Here is a 21,231-nt window from a genome sequence, read left to right on the forward strand (position 1 = left end):
CAGCGGCAGTACCCGGTGCGGGATCTGCTCGGCCAGGGCGATCACCGTCGACGCTCTTTGGATGCCCCGGACGATGACGACCTGGTCGATCACGCGTTGGAGGTCGGCGTTGGAGCGGGCGACGATGCGGCACCAGAGGTCCTCGGCGCCGGTGATGGTGTGGACTTCCAGGACCTCCGGGATGCGGGCCAGCGCTTCGGCGACGGTGGTGTGACCTGAGCCCTGCTCGATCTGGAGTGTGGCGAACGCCGTCACCGGATAGCCGATCGCGGCGGTGTCGATGTCGGGGCCCCAGCCTCGCACCACCCCGTCGCGCTGCAGCCGGTCCAACCGAGCCTGGACGGTGCCTCGGGCGACCCCTAGGCGCCGTGACGCCTCCAGTACGCCGACCCGCGGTTCGGCGGCGAACAGCTTGAGGATCCGGGCATCCAGCGCGTCGACGGACATACGAATCCTCCACTGATAGTCAGACTGACCAAATAGCCTAGCCATGTCCAGAAGAGACTGGTCAACCTGCCTACTGGAACAGGGAAGTGTTGCGCAACCTGCCCTCCGCGCACAAGGCTCGGTCTACCGATCCGAGACCCGGAGGAGCACCGATGACCAGCACCGACCTCACCCCTGCAGAGCTCGACGCCGATCTCGACCTCGACCAGCTGAAGCAGCTCGTCGGCCTGGTGCCGTACGACGAGAGCACCGACCCGTTCCCGGTCACCGCGATGGACGCGGTGGTGTTCGTGGTCGGCAACGCCACCCAGACCGCGAAGTGGTACCAGCTCGCCTTCGGCATGGATCTGGTCGCGTACTCCGGCCCGGAGACCGGCAGCAAGGACGTCAAGTCGTACGTGCTGAAGTCCGGCTCCGCGCGCTTCGTCCTCTCCGGCGGTGTCGGCCCGAATAGCCCGCTGCTCGACCACCACCGCAAGCACGGCGACGGCGTCGCGGACATCGCGCTCGAGGTACCGGACGTGGACAAGTGCGTCGCGCACGCCCGCAAGGTCGGCGCGGTCGTCCTGGAGGAGCCGAACGACGTCACCGACGAGCACGGCACGGTCCGCCGCGCGGCGATCGCGGCGTACGGCGACACCCGGCACACGCTGATCGACCGCAGCAAGTACGACGGCCCGTACCTCCCGGGCTTCGTCGCCGCGCAGACCCAGGTACGGCGCCCCGAGGGGCACCCGAAGCGGCTGTTCCAGGCCGTCGACCACGTGGTCGGCAACGTCGAGCTCGGCAAGATGGACGAGTGGGTTGCCTTCTACAACAAGGTGATGGGCTTCGTGAACATGGCGGAGTTCATCGGCGACGACATCGCCACCGACTACTCGGCGCTGATGAGCAAGGTCGTCGCCAACGGCAACCACCGGGTGAAGTTCCCGCTGAACGAGCCGGCGGTGGCGAAGAAGAAGTCCCAGATCGACGAGTTCCTGGAGTTCTACGACGGCGCCGGCGCGCAGCACATCGCGCTCGCCACCAACGACATCCTGCGGACCGTGGACATCATGCGGGCCAATGGCGTCGAGTTCCTCAACACCCCCGACTCGTACTACGAGGACCCGGAGCTGCGGTCCCGGATCGGCAACGTGCGGGTGCCGATCGAGGAGCTGCAGTCGCGCGGCATCCTGGTGGACCGGGACGAGGACGGCTACCTGCTGCAGATCTTCACCGCGCCGATCGGCGACCGCCCGACGGTGTTCTACGAGCTGATCGAGCGGCACGGTTCGCTCGGCTTCGGGAAGGGCAACTTCAAGGCGCTGTTCGAGGCGATCGAGCGCGAGCAGGAGCGCCGCGGCAACCTCTGAAACCGGCCCCGGATGCGACTTTGACGATCAAAAGCTTGCCGGATGCAACTGAACACGGCGTGTCGCCGTCCGATTACCGGAATGACTGTCGGGGCAGGCTCCGTTCGCGTAGTGTGCCTTCCTGAGTGCGCGTCGGGGCGCGTGCTCAGGAAGGGTTTCGTCATGAAGACACTGGGCCTGCTGCTCAGCACCGCCGGTGTGGGGGTGGGCGCGATCGCCCTCTCCGCGATGCCGGCCGCGGCGGTCAACGCCGCCAACTGCTCTGGCGCGACATCCATTGCATCCGCGCCGATGCTGCGAAATCACCAGCCGCCGAGCTGGGGAACCATCCGGCTGGTCCGGGACGACTGCTCGCAGTACTGGGCCGAGATCACCATGGCGTCGCCCGTGGTGGCGAACGCCAAGGCCAACGCGTTCCTGGTGCAGTCCGGCGGCAACAACGACGGCCGGGTGCTGAGCTGCGACAGCAGCGGAGGCAACGGCTCCGTCATCCAGGGGCAGCGCACCTGCAGGACACCGAAGGTGAAGGCCACCAGCGGCAGCATCACCTTCACCGCGATCGGCCGCGAGTACCACAACTACGGCGGCGGCTACCAGGAGATCTCGGAGAACGCCACCAGACGCACACGTTGAGACTGGGGTGCGCAGTACCGCGCAGTAGTTATTAGGCTCGGCTGTATGAGTGAGGTTGTCGAGCAGCTGCGGCAGGTGCTGCCGCCCGAGGCGTTGGTGACCGATCCGGACCGGATGGAGAGCTACCGGTACGACCGGGCGATGTTCTGTCCGGCCGGGATGCCGTTGGCTGTCGTACTGGCCCGGGAGACCGCGCACGTCCAGGCGGCGGTGCGGGTCGCACACGAGGCCGGCGTACCGATCGTCCCGCAGGGAGCGCGGTCCGGCCTGTCCGGCGCCGCCAACGCGCTGGACGGGTGCATCGTGATCTCGCTGGAGAAGATGGACCGGATCCTGGCCATCGAGCCGGTGGACCGGTACGTCGTCACCCAGCCGGGCGTGTACAACGCGGTCCTGTCCCGCGCGGTCGCCGAGCACGGGCTGTTCTACCCGCCGGACCCGTCCAGCTGGGAGTTCTGCTCGATCGGCGGCAACCTGTCCACGAACTCGGGCGGCCTGTGCTGCGTGAAGTACGGCGTGACCACGGACTACGTGCTCGGCCTGGAGGTCGTCCTGGCCGACGGCCGGGTACTGCGGACCGGCCGGAAGACCGTGAAGGGCGTCGCCGGGTACGACCTGGCGAAGCTGATCGTCGGCAGCGAGGGCACCCTCGGCATCATCACCGAGGCGACCCTGATGCTCCGCCCGGCGGCGGCGAAACCGCGGACGATGGCCGCGCTGTTCGGCTCCGGCGTCGAGGCCGGGAACGCGATCCTCGAGATCATCCGCAGCGGCGTCTCGCTGAGCCTGCTGGAGATCATGGACCGGACCACGATCCAGGCGGTCAACAAGTACAAGCGGATGGAGCTGCCCGAGGAGGCGGCCGCGATGCTGATCGCGCAGTCCGACGCGGGCGGCGAGGCGGGCGCGGCCGATGTCGCCGCGGTCGCGAAGCTCTGCCGGGACCACGGCGCGCTGGAGTGCATCGAGGCCGAGGACGACGCGGAGGGCGACCTGCTGCTCGAGGGCCGCCGGGTGGCGCTCACCGCGCTGGAGCAACTCGGTACGACGATGATCGACGACGTCGCCGTACCGCGGTCGCGGCTGGCGGAGTTCATCGGCCGGCTGGAGGACCTGTCGGCGGAGCTGGACATCACGATCGGCGTCCTCGGGCACGCCGGCGACGGGAACATGCACCCGACGGTGGTGTTCGACCAGACCGACCCGGCGCAGGCCGAGCGGGCGCAGGAGGCGTTCGAGCGGGTGATGGCGATCGGGCTGGAGCTCGGCGGCACGATCACCGGCGAGCACGGGGTCGGCGTCCTCAAGCGCACCTGGCTGGCCGAGGAGATCGGGCCGGTCGCGCTCGACGTGCACCGGGCGATCAAGAACGCCCTGGACCCGAAGAACCTGCTGAACCCGGGCAAGATCGTCGCCAACTGAGGCTGTGACGCAACCGCAACACAACTGCCGAGGCCATTCGACGTCCATGGCCGCCGAATGAGACGTCGGCCCGAGACCATAAATGACTGATCGTCAGAACTCCGTGGGGGGACCGGATGCAGGGTAGGAGGCGCCCGATGGGACTGTGGCGCCGCGCCGTGCTTCCGGCGATCGCCGCGCTGGTCGCCACCAGCGCGCTCTCCGCCTGTGCGAACGGCGGTGGGCTCCGCGTCGAAGGCCCCGAGTCACCGCCGCCGGAGACCCCGGCGCCGTCGGTCGCGGCCGGTACCAACACCGTCTCGCCGCACCCGCAGCGCACCCCGGAAGTGGCCGTCGACCTGTACAAAGTCCGGACCCGGCTGCTCGCCGACAAGCACCTGACAGGTTACGACCGGACAGTGCTTTCGAATTGCACGGTGATTTCGCGTTGCCTCAGCAGGGGTAAGACCGTTGATGTATTGCACAGCGGTACACCTCAGCAGATCGTCCTGATCCACACCCTGGACAAGTTCGTCTTCGGTATCTTCCTGATCGCCGTCGAGCCCACGGGCCTACGGCCGATCTGGAACCTGGATATCGAGCAGCCGACCGTGACCGCCAGCCCGCAAGGGGACCTGGTGGTCGAATCGAAGATCTTCACGATCAACGACCCGGTCTGCTGCCCGTCGGGTCGCCGGGTCGAGGTCTACCGTTGGAACGGTCGGCAGATGACCAAGGTGAGCTCGACGGACCAGTAGGGAGACTGAAGTTCGGTGGTACCGGAAGAACCGGCAGCGCGCATTCTCATGGTTGAGGACGACGCGGTGATCCGTGAGGCGACCCAGTTGACCCTCGAGCGGCACGGCTACGACGTGACCACGGCCGAGGACGGTCTGGAAGCGATCGAGCGATTCGAGAAGATCCATCCCGACGTCGTGATGCTGGACATCATGCTGCCCGGACTGGACGGGATCTCGGTGTGCCGCCGGATCCGCGAGACCAGCACGGTCCCGATCGTGATGGTGTCGGCCCGCGGCGACGCGCTCGACGTCGTGCTCGGCCTGGAGGCCGGCGCGGACGACTACGTGACCAAACCCTTCGACACCCAGGTGCTGGTGGCCCGGCTGCGGGCGGTGATGCGGCGCGCGGTCGCGGATCCCGAGCGCCCGGCGCCGTCGGCCGGCTCCGGCGTCGAGTCGTTCGGCGACCTGGAGCTGGACCGGGAGGCTCTGGAGGTACGCCGTGGTGGCGCGACCGTCCAGCTGACGCCGACCGAGCTCAAGCTGCTGATCGAGTTCGCGAACAACCCCGGCGTGGTGCTCAGCCGTTCGACGCTGCTGCAGCGGGTCTGGGACTACGAGTGGGGCGGCGACGGCCGGCTGGTCGACGTCCACCTGCAGCGGTTGCGGACCAAGATCGGTGCCGACCGCATCGAAACCGTCCGCGGCTTCGGGTACAAGCTGCGGGCCTAGTTGATGGGCCTGCGCGGCAAGCTCGGTCTCATCTTTCTGCTGGTCTCGTCGCTCGCGATCCTGGTGCTGTGCGTCGCGGTCTACACCCAGGCCCAGTCGGCCCGGCTGGACCGGACGCGCAGTTTCGCGGACGAGCGGATCCAGCTCGCGGCGCAGAGCTACGACACCAACGACGTACCGGTGTTCGGGGCGAAGCTCGACGATCCGGATCTGCCGCCGCAGCTGCGGGACGCCGTACTGTCCGGGAAGCGGGCAACGTTCAAGACCGGGTCGCCGCACGCGAAGATGTGGGCGGCGGTGGCGGTCAAGGACGGCAAGGTGCTGTCGATCGAGCAGGACTACGACAACACCGACGACTCGATGAAGGCGCTGCAGCAGGCGCTGATCCTCGGCGGCATCGGCACCGTGGCGCTGGTCGCGCTGGTCAGCGTGATCCTCGCGGGCAGCCTGTCGAAGCGGATCGTCGCGGTCGCGGGTACGGCGCGGCGGATCGCGGCCGGTGACCTGGAGGCGTCCGCGGCCGAGGCCGTTGGCAAGGGCAAGGACGAGGTGCAGTCGCTGGCGACCGCGCTGGACACGATGGCCAGTTCGCTGCGCGGTCAGCTCGAGGCGGAGCGCCGGTTCACCGCGGACGTCGCGCACGACCTGCGGACGCCGGTCACCGGTCTGACCACCGCGGCGGAGCTGTTGCCGCCGGGGCGTCCGAGTGAGCTGGTCCGGGACCGGGCCAAGGTCCTGCGGCGGCTCGTCGAGGACCTGCTGGAGATCGCGCGGTTCGACTCCGGGGTCGAGCAGGCGGACCTGGAACTGGTCGGGCTCGGTGCGTTCGTGGGGTCCGCGGTCGGGCGGTTGCGGATGCAGCAGGCGCTCGCGCCCGACGACGTGATCGTGCACCTGACCGGGCCGGACGAGACGGTGTCCACGGACTCGCGGCGGATCGAGCGGATCCTGGCGAACCTGATCGTGAACGGGCTGCGGCACGGCAAGCCGCCGGTCGAGGTGACGGTCAGCGGCCGGACCGTAGAGGTGGTTGACCACGGCAACGGCTACCCGGAGGAACTGATTGCCGAGGGCCCGCGCCGGTTCCGTTCCGGGATGGCCGAGCGTGGCGTCGGGCACGGTCTCGGGCTGACCATCGCGGCGGGGCACGCGAAGGTCCTCGGTGCTGAACTCACGTTCGGCGAAGCACCCGGTGGCGGGGCGCTGGCCCGGCTGGTGCTGCCCGTCGGGCCTGAGACGGAGTCGTAACACAACCTTTCCGGCGATCGCCGCGTCTTCCTCTCCGTAACACCAACAAAACGAGGGGAAACCACAGATCATGCGTACTCAGTTCGTTCGTCGTACCGCCGCCGCTCTCGCCGGTGTCGCCCTGTCCGCCGCCGGTCTCGGCGTCGCCGGTGCCCTGCAGGCGAACGCCGCCACCACCCAACCGGCCGCCGTCTCCACCCCGGCCGCGGCGAAGTCGATCACGATCACGTCGGACAAGGCCACCGCGAAGGCGTGGGCGAAGGTGTCCTTCACCGGCAAGACTTCCGGGATCGCGGCGAACACCGTCGTCCAGGTGCAGCGCCTGGAGAACGGCAAGTGGGTCAAGTTCCCGGCCAGCACCAAGGTGACCGGCCGCGCGACCTACTCGGTGTGGGTGCAGAGCGGCCGCGTCGGCGTCAACAAGTTCCGCGTCGTCGCCGCGAACACCGCCTCGACCCCCGCCACGGTAACCATCACCAAGTAACCACAAACCAAGCGGCGCCACTCCCCGGGGGCGGGGAGCGGCGCCGCTGTGTTGTCTAATGCGTGCCGTACACGTTGAACTCTGCGGCCGAGCCGAAGACCGCGCCGTTCAGTGAGCTGGTGCCGACGAACTTCACGTAGCGGCCGGGCTTGGGGGTGAAGTCCAGTCGTTGTACGGCGGTGGAGTTCGGGAACTGGCCCGTCGCCACCGGCGTACCCCAGTCCTGGCCGTCCGCGCTGACGTACAGCTCGTACCCCTTGAACATCCCGTTCGTACCGCTCTGCCGGGGCAGGTAGCTGAACCCGTTCACCTGGTAGGTCGACCCGAGGTCGAGCGTCATGAAGTGCGGGAACCCGGCCGGCGTGCTCACCTGGGACCAGGCGGAATGCCAAATAGTACTGGGATTCCCGTCCAGCGCCATCGTCGCCGCACCACCCGTGGCCACGTCCTCGCTGTCCACGTCGACCACCTTGATCCGCGACTGCGGCACGATCCCCGGCGGCAGCACGGTCGCCTCACCGGTAGCCGTCGCCCGACCACCCGTTGCCGTCAGCACGTACTTACCTTCCGCAGTACCGGCCGGCGGCGTGACGTCCCACGTCGTCGTCGCGGTCGCACCCGCGGCGACGGTGGCATGCGTCGCCGGAGTCGTCGCCGTCGCAGTCCAGCCGTCCGGCGCCGTCAGTCCGAGCGTGATGTTGCTCGCAGCAACCACATCGTTGTTGGTGAACGTCGTGGTGATGCTGTTGGCCTCACCCGAGACCAGCCCGGTCAGTCCGGTCAGCGCGACCGACGTACAGTCGGCCGGTTCGGTCGTCGTACCGAGATCCGTCACGGCGAAGTTGTCCATCACGAAGTCGGTCTGATCGCCGCCGTCTGTGAGCTTCCGCAACCCGACCCAGTTGTCGCCACCGCAACCAGCAACGAACTCCTGATTGAAGGTCGCCTTGGTCCGCTGCTCCCCGATCGGCGTGGACTTCACCTCGACGGAGCCCGGCCGGTCGACGCCCTGGACCCACGCGTACTGGCCGGCACGCCCGCTCTCGTAGTCGAAGCTCACCTTGTACTTGTGCCCCGCCTGGAAGTTCACCGTCCACGGCGCGGTCCGGTACACGAGCCCTTCGTTCTCCTCGTGCGACTTCAACGACCAGGTACCGTCGAGCACGTCGTCGACGAGCTTCCCGTTCCATCCGGCCTGCGTGTACGGCGCATGCTTCTTGGCGAGCACCGTCCGCGGATCGGTGACGCCACCCGCATCCCCCTTGATGAACGGCCCCCACCCCTGATCCACATCCTCGAAGCCTTCCGCGCTCCCGGCCGGTGACGTGGCGACCACCCGCACATCATCCAGCCGAACCTGCCCGGCTCCGGCTGCTGCTCCGATTGCCAGGTCGGCCGTGCTTCCCTTGGCCTGGAAGAGGATTCGCGCGCGCTGGTAGTACATCCCGTGCTTGTCGTCCGCCGCCACCATGTTCTTGACGGTCGACCGCTTGACGACGTTCTTCACCCCGTCGACGGAGATGGTCGTCGGGCGATACGCCTCCACCCAGGCGGATGCGCTGTACGTACGTCCCTTGACGAGCCCGGTGATGCGCTGGCTCAACGACGAGGCCTTCGTGCCGAGTTGAGCCACGTGCTGCCCGTTCTCCAGCGTCGCGATGGACGCGCCGCCGGTCGGATTCCAGGCCGTCAGGTTGCCTGCGTTGAACCCAGGGTCCTTCAAGTGCGTGCCTTCGCCCCAGTTCACCGCGCGCGGCTGCGGAGCCGCTACAGGGTAGATCACGTACGGCTTGCCCGGGATTGCGTCGAGCGTGATGGATCCGTGGTTCGCGCGGATGGTGGTCGGTTTGGTGCGGCCGGTGTCGCTCAGTTGGTACGCCGTGAACGTCTGCACGCCCGCGAACGCCGCCGGCAGTTGCCAGGTGGTCCGTCCGCCGGCCGGGTTGTAGTGGTAGAGCTTCTTGTTGTTGTCCCACGGCAGCAGGTACTTGTCGCCGTCCAGCACCTTCGCGTTCCCGACGTACACGGTCCGCTTGCCGTTCTCGACCGCGCCGCGCACCCCGCCGGTGAACGTGATGTCGTCGGCGTTCCAGTCCAGGATCTTCTGCTGCTGCAGGAACTTCGCCGGCAGGTTGCGCTGCCAGATGTTGTTGTAGAACGCGTTCCAGTCGGTCTCGCCGGTCCAGCCCTCGAACTCGACGACCGCGGACTGCCCGAGGATCGGGTCGTTGTTCCAGACGTCCTTCTCGTGGTTGCGGACGAACCGGATGATCTTCGAGTTCAGGCCCTTGTTGGTCGGGCCACCGTAGTCGAGGTCGTTCGCCCAGTGCGACCACAGCGACGTCCGTTCGTTCCGGTTGGCCCACTCGGTGGCGATCTGCCAGCCTTGCGCGGTGAGCTGCCGGGTGAGGCCGTCGGCGAGCCAGCCGGACTGGTAGTACACGTCGATGTACAGCTCCTGCAGGTTCTTGTCGGTCTCATCCCGCAGCTGCTGGAAGCGCTTCACGATGTTGCCGGAGGCAAGATCCGGGCGCTGCTTGATGTAGTAGCTCTGGTCCAGCCAGTTCCAGCCTTTGGCGTTCTTGTCGACCAGGTCCTCGCTGAACGCGTTCGCCTCCGGGTACGCCTCGGTCGCGTTCACGTGGACGCCGAAAGCCGCGTTCCACGACTTGCCCTGCTTGAGCAGCGTGTTCAGGTCGCTCAGGCCGCCGGCGCGGAGGTTGTAGTTGCCGCCGTAGTCAGGGTGTCCCGAGTCGTGCCCCTCGGACGCGTACCCCTTCAGCAGGGCCAGCTGGCCGAGCCCGTCGGTGGACAGCGAGATCCGCTTCACGTCGTCGAGGGTCCGCAGGAACGGATGCGTGGCCTGGCTCGCGAAGTTGAACGGGATGTGCGTGATCACCCGGTCCTTGACCTGGTCGCCGCCGTTCGGCTCGGTCATGATCGAGCGGAACGCGACCGCGCCGTCCTGCCAGTCGACCGTGTGGTCCTGGTTCGCGTCCGGCGTCACCACGACCTTGGCCCAGGGGAGCGGCTCGGTGTACGGCGACGTGTCGGCGCGATACGTCCACTGACCGCTCCACACCCCGACCCGGGTACTCCCGTCGCTGCTCTTGCGGGCCTGGTGCCAGAAGCGGGCGCCGTCGTCGACCGACTGACCGGACGGCTTGTCGTACGTCGAATTCGACTCGATGCCCGCGGCCAGCCCGCTGGTGTTGACGAACGCGTACGCCGCACCCGTCGCGGACGCTTCCGCCGGCGTGGCCGCGGTGACCGGCGTGATCTTGTCGGCGGTCCGCGTCGAGTCCGGGTCGAGCTTCGTGAACGCGGTCGTCGCGCCGGCGTCCGTACTCGCCACCGACACCAGGTCCTGGTTCGGGATGTCGATCGTGTGCACGCGACTGGCCTCGCTGTCGCGCACGGCGTCGATCGCGAACGTCGTCACCCGGCCCGCGACGCTCAGGCTGGTGTCCAGTTCGACGCCAGGCAGCGCGTCGAAGCCGAGCGTGTACGACGCCTTGGCGGCCTCGATCGTGGGCGGTGCGACGAGATGCGCCGCGCGGGCGACCCCGTCGATCGTGACCGTCGAGATCGCGTCCGGTTGCCCACCGAGCGCCTGCCCGGACGCGTTGTCGACGTACCTGATCACCCGCGGGAAGTCCGCCCCGACGGTGACCGTCAGCTCCGGCGACCGCAGTGCCGGGTCGCCGTCGGCCTGCTGTGCTGGTTGGGCTGGTTGGGCCTGCGCGCCGGACGGCGCGGTCAGCACAGCGGCGGCCATGGCTACAGCCAGTACTCCACACCCCACTGAACGTTTCATGCCGACGAAGTTCGCACGCAACCGCTAACTCGTCAAGAGAAACGAACAGTTATGAACAAGATTGCCGTCAGTTAGCTGCAGGGACGATCCTGCCGGTGACTTCACCGAGGCCGATCCGGTAGCCGTCCGCGGCGCTCGCCCAGGCGGAGATCGTGACCTCGTCGCCGTCCTCCAGGAACGTGTGTTCGCGGCCGTCGACGACCAGGGGTTCGCGGCCGCCCCAGGTCAGCTCGATGAACGAGCCGCGCTGGTCCTTCGCCGGGCCGCTGACGGTGCCGGAGGCGTACAGGTCGCCGGTGCGGACGCTGGCGCCGTTGACGGTCAGATGCGCGAGCATCTGGGCGGGCGACCAGTAGATGTCGCGGTACGGCGGGGAGCTCACGAGGTGGCCGTTCAACCTGACCTCGAAGGTGATGTCGTAGTTCGTGAGGTGCTGTCCGGCGAGGTAGGGGAGGACGGGCGGGTCCTGGGCGGGCAGCGGTACGGCGCTGGCGGCCAGGGCGTCGAGGGAAACGACCCAGGGGGAGACGGACGTGGCGAACGACTTGCCGAGGAACGGCCCGAGCGGGACGTACTCCCACGCCTGCAGGTCGCGGGCGGACCAGTCGTTGACGAGCACCACGCCGTACACGTGGTCCTCGAAATCCTCCACGGAGACAGGGGTTCCGAGGCTGGACGGGGTGCCGACGACGTACCCGAGCTCGACCTCGATGTCGAGTCGCCGGGACGGGCCGTACGTCGGTGCCGCCGCGTCGGGGGCCTTGCGCTGGCCGGACGGGCGGACGATGTCGGTGCCGCTGGCAACGATCGTGCCGGCCCGGCCGTGGTAGCCGACCGGGAGGTGTTTCCAGTTCGGGAGCAGCGGTTCGGAGTCCGGGCGGAACAGCCGGCCGAGGTTCGTGGCGTGCTGCTCGGACGCGTAGAAGTCGACGTAGTCGGCGACCTCGAACGGCAGCTGCATGCTGACCGCGGACTGCGGGATCAGGTGCGGCTCGACCGTGTCCCGATCGCCGGAGTTGCGGACCAGGTCGAGCAGCCAGTTCCGGGTGGCGCGCCAGGCCGGGCGGCCGAGGGCGAGGAACGCGTTCAGGGAGGGCTGCGCGAACAGCTGGGCGCCGTCCAGCATCTGCGCCGACGCGACCGGTGCCAGGTCGATGATCTGGTCGCCGATCGCGGCCCCCACCCGCGGCTCCTCGTCGCCCTGCCGGAACACCCCGAGCGGCAGGTTGTCCGGCCCGAACGGCGAGCCGTCCGGGATGTCGATCCAGCTCATCAGGCCTCCAGCAGACGCAGGGTCGTCAGGTCCGTTCGGGGTTCGTCGATGCTGCAGGAGCCGAACGAGGTGAACCAGCGCCGGGTGCCGGCCGCCTGGTCGTCGGACAGTTCGCGGGCTCGAGCCGCCAGTACTTCGCCGTCGCGGGTGTCGAGCAGCTCCGCCAGCTCGTCCGTATTCGCTCCGTCGAGCGAGGCGCGGGTGGCGAGCAGCACGTTCAGGAAGCCATGGTGCTCGAAGCCGGTGTCCGCGGCGGTGTGCCGGACCGCGTTGTGCAGCCCGGCGGTGCACTTGAACGGGACCTCGCGATCCAGGCACGCCGTGATGAACGAGGCCACCTGGGTGCTCGACGGGAACAGGTGCGCGTCGAGACCGCCGGTGCGGAGCTTGGCGGCGTACCCGGCGTCGGCGACCACGTCCAGCGCCCGCTCCCACGCTCCGTCCAGGCCGACCTCGACGTACGCCGTCTCCTCGTCGAGACAGTCGTCGCAAGCCCGCACCACGCGCAGCGCGTTCCGCGACAGGTCGTCCTCGTCCCGCAACCGCACCTCCACCCCGACGACTTCGACGTCCTTCGACCGGTCGCCCCACCGCACCACCGGCTCGATCCCACCCGCCCCGCCGGAGATCACGACGGACACGCGCAACGGCTCGGAAGCCCGGCCGGCTTCGGCGACCTTCATCAGGTCCTGGTCCGTGCACACGAATGTGCCGACCAGGTCGGCGTACGCCGACTGCAAGTGGGCGTGATGTGCAGCGACGGCCGCTTCGAGCGGCAGGTTGCCCGGCGGGAACATCGACGCGTCGTCGACCAGGTGCCGGAACAGGGCAGGGACGGTTGACATGATCCAGAGCCTAACGGATGCTTTCGGTAAGCGGACGCATGCGTTCGATTATCGTTCAACGGAGTGAGTATGGCGTTCTACCGGCAGGTCGGGGAAGTACCACCCAAGCGGCACACCCAGTTCCGGAAACCCGACGGCGGGCTGTACTACGAGGAGCTGATGGGCGAGGAGGGCTTCTCGTCCGACTCCTCGCTGCTCTACCACGCGGGCGTACCCTCCGCGCTGGTCGACTCCCAGGTGTGGGACCTGCCGGACCTGGCCACCGTCCCGAACCACCCGCTGACGCCCCGCCACCTGAAGCTCCACGACCTCTTCACCGACACCAGCAAGTCGAACGCCGTCGAGGACCGCCGGCTCGTCCTCGGCAACGGCGACGTCCGGATCTCGTACGTCGTCGCCGAGCAGCCCTCGCCGTACTACCGGAACGCGATCGGCGACGAGTGCGTGTACGTCGAGAAGGGCTCCGCCACCGTCGAGACCGTCTTCGGCGTACTGAACGCGGTCCAGGGCGACTACGTGATCATCCCGCGTGCCACCACGCACCGCTGGATCCCGGGTGCGGAGGGGGTGTCGGCGTACTGCATCGAGGGCAACTCGCACATCGCCCCGCCGAAGCGCTACCTGTCCCGGTACGGCCAGTTCCTCGAGCACTCGCCGTACTGCGAACGCGACCTGCACCCCACCACCGAGCCGCTGGTGGTCGAGGGCACGGACGTCGAGGTCCTGGTCAAGCACCGCGGCAGCGGCGGGATCGTCGGCACCCGGATGACGTACGCGACGCACCCGTTCGACGTGGTCGGCTGGGACGGCTGTCTGTACCCGTACACGTTCAACGTGAGCGACTTCGAGCCGATCACCGGCCGCGTGCACCAGCCGCCGCCCGTGCACCAGGTGTTCGAGGGGTACAACTTCGTGGTCTGCAACTTCGTGCCGCGGAAGGTCGACTACCACCCGCTGTCGGTGCCGGTGCCGTACTACCACTCGAACGTCGACTCCGACGAGGTGATGTTCTACTGCGGCGGCGACTACGAGGCGCGGAAGGGCTCCGGGATCGGGCTCGGGTCGATCTCGCTGCACCCGGGCGGGTACGCGCACGGGCCGCAGCCGGCCGCGATCGAGGCGTCGCTGGGCGCGGAGCGGTTCGAGGAGCTGGCGGTGATGGTCGACACCTTCCGCCCGCTCGAGCTCGGCGAGGGCGGCCAGGCGGTCGACGACGGCGTGTACGCCTGGACCTGGGCGGGCCGCCACAAGAATTGACCTTCTGTGGGATTCTGTCCCGGTGAGTGAGGACGGGGACGGAACTTCACATGTTGAAGCGGTCACGCCGGAGATGCACGGGCCGGCACGGGACCCGGGGCAGTCGTTCGTGGTCGGCGTCGACCGCGACGCGGTGCTGCGCCGGCGCGAGGTGGTGCGGACCGTGGAGCGGCGCGGCGCCTGGGTGACGGCGACGCTCGGCGTGATCGGCATCGCCGCCGCGGTCTACGCGCTGGTGGCGTTCCGCGGGTCCGGGATGTGGCCGTTCGCGCTGCTGCTGATCGTGGCGATGCTCCCGCTGGTGTTCAGCACGCTGCTGGTGTACCGCGTGCAGTCCGACCGGCAGCAGTGGTACGACGCGAACGAGCTGCCGCCGGTGGCGATGCGGATCTCGGTGAAGGGCCTCGAGCTGGCGTGCGACGGCGCGGCGTACCCCGTCGTACTGCCGTGGCCGACCGTCCGCGGCTTCACCCAGCACAAGCTGCTCGGTCAGTACATGCTCGACATCGCCCTGGAGCGCGGCGTCGGCGCGACCACCGCCGGCGTCCGCGGCCTCGACCAGCCCTCCGTCCGCAGCGTCGTCAAGCCCAATCCGCTGCTCCGCCCCACCGGCATGTTCCTGATCAAGGCCCTCGACCAGCCCGTCCACGTCATCGACGAAGCCCTCCGCCACTTCTCCAACGGCGCCGCCGGCGTCCAGCGCCGATGACGCAGGCACAGGTGTGGCTGGAGCGGCGGCTCCGCCGAGAGGTGGTTCAGCTGCGGGTCGTCGGCGGTCTGCTCGTGGTGCTCGGCGTGGTGCTGCTGACCCTGTACAACGCGCCGTTCGCCGGCGTGCTGGTCGCGCTCAGTTCGATCTTCGGCTTCGCGGGCGCCTCCAGCCGGGCCGCGCGGCTGCGGTCGGTGCGGGGCAAGCTCGGTGATCAGCAGGGGAGCGGGCGGTAGGTGTAGCCCTGCTGGGTGAGTTTGGTGAGGGCTTGATCCAGCGCGGCGACGGTTTGGGAGCGGTTGCCGCCGCCGTCGTGCATCAGGATGATCGCGCCGGGGCGGGCGCCGGCCAGGATCGCGTGCTCGATGTGGGCGGTGCCGGGCTTCTTCCAGTCCTCCGTGTCCACGTCCCACAGCACCTCGCGCTGGTGGTACGCCGCGGCGATCGCCTGCACCTTCGCGTTCGTGCCGCCGCCGGGCGGCCGCAGGCACTTCGACTTGATGCCCATCGCGATCTCCTGGCGGACCTTCGGCTCCGGGAGCAGCGTGAGCGTCTTGTGGTCGTACGTGTGGTTGCCGATCCGGTGCCCGGCGGCGCGCTCGGCGGCGATCAGGTCCGGGTACTGCGCGACCTGGATCCCGATCACGAAGAACGTGGCCTGCGCGTGGTGCTTGCGCAGTACCTGCAGGACCTTCGGCGTCCACTCGTGCTGCGGGCCGTCGTCGAAGGTCAGGTAGAGCACCTTCCCGTGGCCGGCCAGGTTCCAGTCGTCCGCGGGCGGCTTCGGCGGGGCCGGCTTGGCCGGTGGCGGCGTACTCGGTTTGCTGCCGGACGGTTCGGCGGGTTCGACCGGCGTACCGAGCAGACCGAGCCCCGGCGTACTCGAGACGACGGGCGCGGCGGACGTGACGGACGGGCCGGACGGGGAGGCGGCTTGGGCGAGGACGGCACCGCACAACAGGGCGGCGACCAACGGCAGAAGTTTGCCGGGCGGCTTGGTCATGGGCGGCATCTTCTCGTGTGGGTGGGGGCAACTGTCCACCGGGTCTCGCTTATCGTGTGCACTCGTGCCGGAGATCCCGGCGAGACGACCTTGTGAGGCGGGGCGATGACCGACAGCGGTGAGCGGAACACGATGACGCGGCGCACAGTGATCGGCGGTGCGGTCGGGGGTGCGGCGCTCGCCGCGGCAGGTTTCGAGTCGGTGCCGGCGTACGCGGGCGGTCCCGGGAAGACGGTCCGGCTGACCGTGATGGGGACCACCGACCTGCACGGCAACGTCTTCAACTGGGACTACTTCAAGAACGCCGAGTACGACGACGCCGCGCACAACGACATCGGCCTGGCGAAGATCTCCACGCTGGTCAGCGCGGTCCGCGACCGGATCGCCGCGGACCGGCACGCGCCGCGGCCGCTGCTGCTGGACGCGGGCGACACCATCCAGGGCACCCCGCTGGCGTACTACTACGCGAAGATCGAACCCATCACCGGAGGCCACACCCACCCGATGGCGGCCGCGATGAACCGGATCGGGTACGACGCCGCGGCGCTCGGCAACCACGAGTTCAACTACGGGCTCGACATCCTCCGCAAGTTCCAGCGCCAGCTGCGGTTCCCGCTGCTCGGCGCGAACGCCCAGGACTGGACGACCGGCCTGCCCGCGTTCCCGCCGTACGTGCTGAAGCCGGTGCACGTACCGGGGGAGAAGCCGGTCACGGTCGGCATCCTCGGCCTCACCAACCCGGGCATCGCGATCTGGGACAAGGCGAACGTCGAGAACAAGCTGAAGTTCGGCGGCATCGTCGAGCTCGCGAAGCAGTGGGTCCCGAAGGTGCGTGCGGCGGGCGCAGACATCGTGATCGCCTCGGTGCACTCCGGCATGGACCTGTCCTCGTCGTACGGCGATGCGCTGCCGTACCCGGAGAACGCGTCCGTACTGATGGCCGAGACCGTCCCCGGGATCGACGCCGTCCTGGTCGGCCACGCGCACCTGGAGATCCCGGAGCGCCTGGTCACGAACAAGACCACCGGCGAGCAGGTCGTGCTCAGCGAACCGCTGAAGTGGGGCATGCGGCTGTCGCTGTTCGACCTGGACCTGCAGAAGGTCCGCGGGCAGTGGAAGGTGGTCGGCCGGCACAGCCAGGTCCTCAACGCGAACACCGTCGACGCCGACCGGGACGTGGTGGCGCTGCTGCAGAAGGACCACGACAAGGTCGTCCAGTACGTGAACTCGAAGATCGGCACCTGCACCGAGGCGATGTCCGCGGCCACCGCGCCGTGGGAGGACACCGCCGCGCTCGACTTCGTGAACTTCGTCCAGGCGGACGCGGTCTCGAAGGCCCTCGCCGGTACGCCGCAGGCCGCGCTGCCGGTGCTCGCGATCGCGGCCCCGTTCAACCGCGACGCGGCGATCCCGGCCGGCGACGTGTCCGTCCGCGACGTCGCCGGGCTGTACGTCTTCGACAACACGCTGCTCGCGGTGACGATGACGGGCGTGCAGGTGCGGGAGTACCTGGAGTTCTCCGCGCAGTACTTCAAGCAGGTCACCGGACCGGGGCCCTTCACGTCCGACCAGGTCACGAACGCCCCGACGTCGACCGCGCCGAACGGCACGCCGGACTACAACTACGACATCCTCGGCGGCCTCACCAAGCCCCTCAGCTACCAGATCGACATCGCCAAGGCCCCCGGCGCCCGCATCACCGACCTCGCCTACGACGGCACCCCGGTCACCGCCGACCAGCAGTTCGTCGTCGCGGTCAACAACTACCGCCAGTCCGGCGGGGGCAACTTCCCCCACGTCAAGACCGCCCCCGTGGTCTACAACCGCCAGACAGAAATCCGCCAACTCATGATCGATTACGTGACCACAACCGGCACCGTAGACCCCAAAACCTTCCACACGGTCGACTGGTCCCTGATCTCCAACGGCACCCCGATCACCGTCACCAGCTAGCCCCACCCGGGCGGGTGCGGTCTGCCCGCGGGATCTTCCTGCCCGGACTGCTGGGCCTGAAGTGCCGCACCGCCGGAGATTTCAGGGGTTCACCCCTCTCGGAGTAGCGCCCGTCAGCTGAGGTCGACGCCGGCGGCGGCGAGGTCGGTCAGGGCCTGTTGGGTGGTCGGCTCGGCGACGCCGGCGGTGAGGGTGGTGAGGACCGTGGTGTCGAAGCCCTGGGCCTTGGCGTCCAGGGCGGTGGCGCGGACGCAGTAGTCGGTGGCGATGCCGCAGACGTCCACGTCGGTGACGCCCTTGTCGCGGAGCCAGTCGGCCAGTGAGTGGCCGCCCTCGTGGGACTTGCCTTCGAAGCCGGAGTAGGCGGCGGCGTACTCGCCCTTGTCGAAGATCGCGTCGAACGGTTGCGGGTCGAGGTTCGGGTGGAAGCTGACGCCGTCGGTGCCGGCCACGCAGTGCGGGGGCCAGGAGTTCACGAAGTCCGGGGTCTTGGAGAAGTGGTCGCCCGGGTCGATGTGGTGGTCGCGGGTGGCCACGACGTACGCGTACTGCCGCTCGTCGGGCTCCGCCTCGTGCCACTCGTGCAGCAGTTCGCCGATCCGGAACGCGACGTCGGCGCCGCCCGCGACCGCCAGGCTGCCGCCCTCGCAGAAGTCGTTCTGCACATCAACCACGATCAATGCCCGGGCCATCACGCCGCTCCTTCGCCGGAGTACACCTGAGCCCACCGTACAAGCGCCGGCACCGGCAACGCTGCATTAAGCGGGCATCAGATCGCCGCCGGTCACGTGCAGGAGCTGGCCCTGGATCGCCTTCGTTCGTGGTGAGGTGAGGAACAGGATGGCGTCCGCGATCTCGGATGCGTCCGGCAGGTGCCGTGCGGTGAAGCCGGCCGCGATGCGCTCCAGGACAGGCTGTGGGATGACCCGGTGGGCGCCGTTCTCCAGCGTGATCCCGGGCAGCACGACGTTCACGAGTACGCCGTCCGCGCCCAGGTCGTGCTGCAGACTCGCCGCCAACCCGTGCAGCCCCGCCTTCGCCGCGGCGTACGCCCAGGAACCGGCCATTCCACGCTCCGCGAGGTCGGTCGAGAGCAGCACCAGCCGCCCGTGCTCCGAGCGCCGCAGCGCGGGCGCGACCTGCTGCACGAGGTGGAAGTTCCCTTCGAGGTTCGCCCGGATGATCCCGGTCCACCACTCCGGCCGCGAGTCCTCGACCTTCTCCGGCCGCTCGTCGTACCCGAGCGTGCCCCAGCTCACGGCGTTCGCGACGACCGCGTCGAGCCCGCCCCAGTGCTCCACCACGGATGCGACCGCCGCGGCGATCGTCTCCGGCGCACCGAGATCCATCGGTACGACGTACGCCGTACCGCCCGCCTGCTCGATCTCCTCCGCGACCGCCTCGGCGGCGTCCTTCCGCGAGTTGTAGGTGATCGCGACCCGCGCGCCTTCCTGCCCGTACGCGATCGCGGTGGCCCGCCCGATCCCGGACGACCCACCGGTCACCAGCACGGCCACATCCTTGAAACCCAGGTCCATGACCCGTCCTCCTGATTATCCTTAGTCGGCTAATCAGAAAACTTAGCCGACTAACAACCGTGAGGCAAGCCCGGGTTCTCGTCAGCCGCGTGCTGACGGTTATTGTTTGACCGCGCATTGTCATCAAGTGACGGGGTCGGCATCTTCCGCCGGAGCGGGCCCTTGGGGGTTCGTTCATGAAGAAAGCCGTCCTGGCCGCGGTGACCGCCGCGGCCGTTGCCGTCGCCGCACTGGTTCCCTCAGGGCCCGCCGTGCAGGCCGCAGTGAAGGCCGCGACACAGCACAGTGAGCCGCGGGGGTTCGGGTCCGCGTTGTCGTCGGTGGAGCAGCCGTCCTGGCAGACGAACGCCAGCGTGAACGCGGTCGCCGTCGCGGGGGACCTGGTGTTCGCGGGTGGGCTGTTCACCCGGATCCGCCCGCCGGGTAAGGCCCGCGGGGTGGGCGATGCGCCCCGGAAGTACTTCGCGGTGTTCAATCGGACCACCGGCGCACCGACGCGGTTCGCGCCGAGCGTCAACGGCCCGGTGTGGAGTACCGCCGCCTCGCCGGACGGCCGGCGGGTCGTGATCGGCGGCGACTTCACCGTCGTGGACGGCGTACCGCGGTCCCGGGTGGCGATGTTCGACGTTGCCACCGGCAAGCTTGTGGCCGGCTGGGACCCGGTGGTGAACTATCGCGTCGCAGCGCTGAAGGTCACCGCCAGTACGGTCTATCTGGGCGGCTCGTTCGGTGCCGTGGACAAGATCGCCCGCGCGCGACTCGCCGCGGTCGCGCTGAGCACTGGGGCGCTGCTGCCGTGGAACCCGGGCGCGGACGACGACGTACATGCGATCGAGGTCTCGACCGACGGCACTCGGGTCTTCGTCGGCGGCGGGTTCACCACGATCGGCGGCCGGAACCAGCACGCGCTCGCGATGCTGAACGCCCGTACCGGCGCGGTGCTCCCGATGCCGGCCGCGGCCGCGATCCCGCCGGTGTCCGACGAGTGCGACAGCCGGGTGAAGGACCTGGAAGTCCAGGGAGACAAGGTGTTCGCGTCCAACGCCGGGACGAACAGCATGCAGTGCTACGACGGTGTGCTGGCCGCGAACAGTACGACCGGCAAGCTGCTCTGGCAGAGCAAGTGCCTCGGCGCGACCGAGGCGATCGTTGCGATCGGCAACTGGTTGTACAAGGGCTCGCACGCCCACGACTGCAGCGCGGACGGGGAGTTCCCGGACAAGACCGGCATGCACCACCTGCTCGTCTACAGCACGATCACAGGCAAGCTCGGCCCGTGGTTCCCGAACACCGACGCCGGCGGTACGACGCTGGTCGGCCCGCTCGCGTTCGCGTCCGGCGGCAACGACCTGTGGGCGGGCGGCGACTTCACCACGGTGAACGGCAAACCTCAGGAGGGCCTGACCCGGTTCACCGGCGTACCGGGCGGTGCCGCTCCGGCGCGTCCGGCCGCGCCGAAGGTGGCGAGCGCGCGGCCGAACAAGGTGACGATCGCCTTCGCGACCGTCCTCGACCGCGACAACCTCACGCTCACCTACCTGGTGTACCGCGGCAACACCCGGATCGGCAGCTGGTCGCGGACCTCGAACTCGTGGACCAGGCCGACCGTCACCTCGGTCACCGACTCCGGCCTGACCAGCGGCCAGACCCTCTCGTACCACGTCGAGGTCAGCGACGGCCGCAACCTCACCAAGGGCCCCGCAACCACCGTCAAGGTCCGCTGACACCTGCTCCCTCGGGCTGGTACGACGAGATCGGCCAGGTTTTCCCCGTCGGCACATCGGACCGGAAGCTGT

Annotated in this window: 19 protein-coding genes; 12 read left to right on the forward strand and 7 right to left on the reverse strand. The window is 68.8% G+C overall.

Features of this window, described 5'->3' with window-relative positions; translation table 11 throughout:
- On the reverse strand, nucleotides 1-447 hold a 447-nt coding region (locus VFF46_RS12450; protein ID WP_325037245.1), incomplete at its 3' end, for an Lrp/AsnC family transcriptional regulator.
- 152 nt (nucleotides 448-599) lie between these two features.
- Between VFF46_RS12450 and hppD the strand changes: the two genes are divergently transcribed.
- From hppD to VFF46_RS12485, 7 genes are all read left to right on the forward strand, one after another.
- Nucleotides 600-1,802: a 4-hydroxyphenylpyruvate dioxygenase gene (gene hppD / locus VFF46_RS12455; protein WP_325037246.1), complete on the forward strand. Its 1,203-nt coding sequence runs from the start codon at nucleotides 600-602 to the stop codon at nucleotides 1,800-1,802.
- 162 nt (nucleotides 1,803-1,964) lie between these two features.
- Nucleotides 1,965-2,435 carry a hypothetical protein gene (locus VFF46_RS12460; protein WP_325037247.1) on the forward strand — a complete coding sequence of 157 codons (471 nt, stop codon included), beginning with the start codon at nucleotides 1,965-1,967 and terminating at the stop codon, nucleotides 2,433-2,435.
- Between the two features lie 45 nt (nucleotides 2,436-2,480).
- Nucleotides 2,481-3,857: an FAD-binding oxidoreductase gene (locus VFF46_RS12465; protein ID WP_325037248.1), complete on the forward strand. Its 1,377-nt coding sequence runs from the start codon at nucleotides 2,481-2,483 to the stop codon at nucleotides 3,855-3,857.
- A 137-nt stretch (nucleotides 3,858-3,994) separates the two neighbouring features.
- The gene (locus VFF46_RS12470; protein WP_325037249.1) at nucleotides 3,995-4,594 is read left to right on the forward strand and encodes a hypothetical protein; all 600 of its coding nucleotides are present in this window, start codon (nucleotides 3,995-3,997) and stop codon (nucleotides 4,592-4,594) included.
- Nucleotides 4,595-4,609: 15 nt separating this feature from the next.
- Nucleotides 4,610-5,308, forward strand: coding sequence for a two-component system response regulator CseB (gene cseB, locus VFF46_RS12475; protein ID WP_414673061.1), 699 nt, complete (start codon nucleotides 4,610-4,612; stop codon nucleotides 5,306-5,308).
- Between the two features lie 3 nt (nucleotides 5,309-5,311).
- Nucleotides 5,312-6,556 (forward strand): HAMP domain-containing sensor histidine kinase, encoded by a 1,245-nt coding sequence (locus VFF46_RS12480; RefSeq protein WP_325037251.1) that lies wholly within the window; start codon nucleotides 5,312-5,314, stop codon nucleotides 6,554-6,556.
- Nucleotides 6,557-6,626: 70 nt separating this feature from the next.
- Entirely contained in the window at nucleotides 6,627-7,040 is a 414-nt protein-coding gene (locus tag VFF46_RS12485) for a hypothetical protein (protein ID WP_325037252.1), read from the forward strand.
- Nucleotides 7,041-7,095: 55 nt separating this feature from the next.
- On the opposite strand, the gene VFF46_RS12490 is transcribed toward VFF46_RS12485, so the two are convergent.
- The 3 genes from VFF46_RS12490 to VFF46_RS12500 form a co-directional block, all read right to left on the reverse strand.
- Nucleotides 7,096-10,857 carry an endo-alpha-N-acetylgalactosaminidase family protein gene (locus tag VFF46_RS12490; RefSeq protein ID WP_325037253.1) on the reverse strand — a complete coding sequence of 1,254 codons (3,762 nt, stop codon included), beginning with the start codon at nucleotides 10,855-10,857 and terminating at the stop codon, nucleotides 7,096-7,098.
- A 67-nt stretch (nucleotides 10,858-10,924) separates the two neighbouring features.
- Nucleotides 10,925-12,130 (reverse strand): fumarylacetoacetase, encoded by a 1,206-nt coding sequence (gene fahA, locus VFF46_RS12495; RefSeq protein ID WP_325037254.1) that lies wholly within the window; start codon nucleotides 12,128-12,130, stop codon nucleotides 10,925-10,927.
- The gene (locus VFF46_RS12500; protein WP_325037255.1) at nucleotides 12,130-12,975 is read right to left on the reverse strand and encodes a hypothetical protein; all 846 of its coding nucleotides are present in this window, start codon (nucleotides 12,973-12,975) and stop codon (nucleotides 12,130-12,132) included. Before VFF46_RS12500 ends, fahA begins: the two co-directional genes overlap by 1 nt.
- A gap of 69 nt (nucleotides 12,976-13,044) precedes the next feature.
- Here VFF46_RS12500 and VFF46_RS12505 point away from each other — a divergent pair, with 69 nt between their 5' ends.
- The 3 genes from VFF46_RS12505 to VFF46_RS12515 are packed head-to-tail and all read left to right on the forward strand — an operon-like array spanning nucleotide 13,045 to nucleotide 15,177.
- Complete coding sequence (locus tag VFF46_RS12505; protein WP_325037256.1) at nucleotides 13,045-14,232, forward strand: homogentisate 1,2-dioxygenase; 1,188 nt, start codon at nucleotides 13,045-13,047, stop codon at nucleotides 14,230-14,232.
- A 22-nt stretch (nucleotides 14,233-14,254) separates the two neighbouring features.
- Nucleotides 14,255-14,941: a hypothetical protein gene (locus VFF46_RS12510; protein WP_325037257.1), complete on the forward strand. Its 687-nt coding sequence runs from the start codon at nucleotides 14,255-14,257 to the stop codon at nucleotides 14,939-14,941.
- Entirely contained in the window at nucleotides 14,938-15,177 is a 240-nt protein-coding gene (locus VFF46_RS12515; RefSeq protein WP_325037258.1) for a hypothetical protein, read from the forward strand. Before VFF46_RS12510 ends, VFF46_RS12515 begins: the two co-directional genes overlap by 4 nt.
- Here the strand turns inward: VFF46_RS12515 and VFF46_RS12520 are convergent.
- On the reverse strand, nucleotides 15,156-15,944 hold the full coding sequence (locus VFF46_RS12520) for a polysaccharide deacetylase family protein (RefSeq protein WP_325037259.1): 789 nt from the start codon (nucleotides 15,942-15,944) through the stop codon (nucleotides 15,156-15,158). The two genes, VFF46_RS12515 and VFF46_RS12520, sit on opposite strands and share 22 nt — an antisense overlap.
- 105 nt (nucleotides 15,945-16,049) lie before the next feature.
- Between VFF46_RS12520 and VFF46_RS12525 the strand changes: the two genes are divergently transcribed.
- Nucleotides 16,050-17,897: a bifunctional metallophosphatase/5'-nucleotidase gene (locus tag VFF46_RS12525; RefSeq protein WP_325037260.1), complete on the forward strand. Its 1,848-nt coding sequence runs from the start codon at nucleotides 16,050-16,052 to the stop codon at nucleotides 17,895-17,897.
- A 113-nt stretch (nucleotides 17,898-18,010) separates the two neighbouring features.
- Here the strand turns inward: VFF46_RS12525 and VFF46_RS12530 are convergent, their stop codons facing one another.
- Nucleotides 18,011-18,589, reverse strand: a complete 579-nt coding sequence (locus VFF46_RS12530; protein ID WP_325037261.1) for an isochorismatase family protein — start codon at nucleotides 18,587-18,589, stop codon at nucleotides 18,011-18,013.
- A gap of 66 nt (nucleotides 18,590-18,655) precedes the next feature.
- A complete protein-coding gene (locus VFF46_RS12535) occupies nucleotides 18,656-19,435 on the reverse strand; it encodes an SDR family oxidoreductase (protein WP_325037262.1) in 780 nt (259 codons plus the stop codon).
- Between the two features lie 176 nt (nucleotides 19,436-19,611).
- On the opposite strand from VFF46_RS12535, the gene VFF46_RS12540 reads away from it, so the two are divergent.
- The gene (locus VFF46_RS12540) at nucleotides 19,612-21,159 is read left to right on the forward strand and encodes a fibronectin type III domain-containing protein (RefSeq protein ID WP_325037263.1); all 1,548 of its coding nucleotides are present in this window, start codon (nucleotides 19,612-19,614) and stop codon (nucleotides 21,157-21,159) included.
- Nucleotides 21,160-21,231 lie beyond the last annotated feature (72 nt).

The organism is Kribbella sp., from assembly GCF_035655035.1.
Taxonomy (GTDB): Bacteria; Actinomycetota; Actinomycetes; order Propionibacteriales; family Kribbellaceae; genus Kribbella.